We start from the raw sequence: 2374 nt of genomic DNA on the forward strand, positions 1-2374 counted from the left end.
GTCCATACCAAACATTGCTGGTATTCCAATAAAGAATGGAATTATTAATATTATAGTCATTATTGTTATAATTATTGAATTTATAATTTTATTATTAGAAAAATACTTAGCTATTATATGCTCTTTTCTATCATAAACTCCCTTTTGTACAATGCCTTTATCTATATCTTTTTTTATCATTGGAAATCCTGTTAATGCTGCTGCCATTCCCAATATTAGAAGAGAAGTTAAGTAATCAAAAGCTATTTCAGCTGTACCAAACATTCTACCCTTATCAGAAGTTATGACAAAGAAAATTACTCCGTTAATAACTGCATTAACTAACCAGAAATTAATAACAAACTTTTTAAACATATAACCATGTAGACTTTGTTTACTTATTTCCATAAATATTTCCCCTTCTTAATTTTTAATTAATGACTTAATATATTTCTTTTTTAATAAACTAAATATTACTAAGGTAATTGTTGCCCCCATTGTTACATCTGATGCAAAATGAGCACCAACAACTACACGGCTAGCTGCAACTAAAATAATCCATATTATAACACAGGTATTAATCAATACTTGTTTGCTTTTCAATTTTGGTATAAATGTTGGAATTAATGTAAGCCAAATCATAATAGTCGCATTAGCACTATGTCCTGAAGGGAATGACATAAATTCATTATTTGTTGTAAATCCTTTTCTTATAAACCATAGAGAAAATCCTTCAAAAGAACCTTCTGAAACCATATGCCTATAACGTTCTCTTCCCCAACCCATCTTAATTAAATTAAAAGTAATTACTACAAAGAAGAATGTTAACACTCCAACTATTGCTGCTTGACGTAACTCTACTTTATTTGTAGTACTTATTTTTTTTGCTATAAAATAAGAAGCTATAACATATAAAATTGACAATATTGGAATTAAAAATGTAGGTCCATTAAAATATTTAATTGGTAACATTGTTGCCATTAATGAAAATAAAACTAATATTATCCCATACCCTATTGTTCCTAAAGTATATTTTATTGATTTCTCTTTTTTTCTAGTTAAAATTAAACTAACAGTACAGAAAGTAGCAATTATACCTGCTGGAAATTCTCCTATAGCTTCAAAAATTAGACCATATACACTCTCTGCATTATAAATAGCATTTGATATCTGCAAATCTGTAAATGCAAATATTATTAAAAGTAGTGCAATTATCCCCAAACCCACTTTTTCTGATTTAACCATAGTATTTTGCCTCTCTTTTTCTTTTATTTAGATCTTTCTAAAATAAATTTACCCATTTCAATTGCACAATCTTCACTTTGTGGATATACTCCCACATTATCTGCATAAGCATGTCCAAATCCCTTATATAAAACTGTTTTTGTTTCTACACCCGCATTTGTTAATTTAGCTGCATAAGCTAAAGCTTCTACCTTAAGAGAATCATGCTCTCCTACTGTAATAAATGTTGGTGGTAATCCTTTTGGATCTCTATTATATGGATTTAAATAATCATTATCTATATCTGTAGTTCCTAATATATCTGAAAGTCCAGTTGTCATTGAACTAAACATATTTATCATCATAGTAAGACCTGATTTATGCTTAGGGGACATTTCAAATTCATCAATACTCCATTTGAAATATTCATCTTCAGTTCCAAGCATATTTACTGTTGGATACAGTAACAGTTGTCCCTTTACCATTCCTAATTTATCTTCCATATCTCTAGTTGTACAATATTGTGTTAAGTTTCCTCCTGCACTATCACCTGCAACGAAAATATTATTTTTATCTCCGCCTAAGCTTTCTACATTATTATAAATCCATTTTAAAGTAGTATAGCAATCTTTATGCCCTGCTGGATATGGATTCTCTGGCGCAAGTCTATAATCAACTGACACTGCAAGGATATCTGTTTTTTCTACTATTAACTTAACAAATTCTTCTACAACATCAGGAGATCCTCCAAAGAATCCACCACCATGGATGAAATATAAAACCGGTGCATTTTCTTTAATTGTTTCTGATTTATAAATTCTTATAGGAATTAGATTTCCATCTTCTCCTTTTATATTTTTATGTTCTATTTCAATTTTCTTTTCAACTATAGGAATACTTTTTATTCCATTAAACATTTTTCTAAGCTTTTCAATTCCCTTTGGTGAAGTATCCATCTTCATTAAAGATTTTGGCATATATTTCATCATTAAAAATTGATTTTTCATGTCTTTATAAAGACGTGGATCCATAGCACCTTTTTCATCACTATCTGGCAAGTTTTTAACTAGTACTTCTGCTCCTTTTATCATAATTGTCTCTTGACGTTCAACAAGCTTATTTAATAATTCCTTTGAATATTTTCTTTCCATACCTCTCCACTCCTCATATT

3 protein-coding genes are annotated in these 2374 nt (G+C 29.1%); all 3 read right to left on the minus strand.

Annotation, left to right across the window (positions count from 1 at the left end; genetic code table 11):
- A partial coding sequence (locus tag E6248_RS15435; protein WP_316341656.1) for a hypothetical protein occupies window positions 1-387 on the minus strand: 387 nt, incomplete at its 3' end.
- A 15-nt stretch (window positions 388-402) separates the two neighbouring features.
- Window positions 403-1224: a phosphatase PAP2 family protein gene (locus E6248_RS15440; RefSeq protein WP_316341657.1), complete on the minus strand. Its 822-nt coding sequence runs from the start codon at window positions 1222-1224 to the stop codon at window positions 403-405.
- Window positions 1225-1247: 23 nt separating this feature from the next.
- A partial coding sequence (locus E6248_RS15445) for an alpha/beta hydrolase (RefSeq protein WP_316341658.1) occupies window positions 1248-2374 on the minus strand: 1127 nt, incomplete at its 5' end.

Source organism: Clostridium sp. (genome assembly GCF_032552055.1).
Classification (GTDB): Bacteria; Bacillota; Clostridia; order Clostridiales; family Clostridiaceae; genus Clostridium.